This is a genomic window from Pseudoalteromonas sp. RB2-MNA-CIBAN-0110, assembly GCF_040309305.1.
GTDB classification, from domain to species: Bacteria; Pseudomonadota; Gammaproteobacteria; order Enterobacterales; family Alteromonadaceae; genus Pseudoalteromonas; species Pseudoalteromonas arctica.
This window is the reverse complement of sequence record NZ_JBEOOQ010000154.1, coordinates 1-278: the sequence shown is the minus strand read 5'-3', so window position 1 is coordinate 278 and position 278 is coordinate 1. Positions and strand designations below refer to the sequence as shown.

Genomic DNA, 278 nt, shown 5'->3' with positions numbered 1-278 from the left:
GCGCGGCACAGTTTCGCGAAATAGGCTGTAAAACCTGGGATGCAAACGCAAACGAAAATAGCGCTTGGCTTAATAATCCGCACCGTAAAGGTGAGGACGACATGGGCCGTGTTTATGGCGTACAAGGGCGTGCTTGGCAGCGCCCAGATGGCTCAACGCTAGACCAACTAGCAAAAGTAATTAATAACTTAAAAAATGGTATAGACGATCGCGGTGAAATAATTAGTTTTTATAACCCAGGCGAATTTGAGCTTGGCTGTTTACGCCCGTGTATGCAC

1 protein-coding gene is annotated in these 278 nt (G+C 47.1%); it reads left to right on the top strand.

What is annotated here, in order from left to right:
* Positions 1–278: thymidylate synthase (locus tag AAEY68_RS20955; protein WP_350586815.1), on the top strand; the 278-nt coding region annotated here is incomplete at both ends.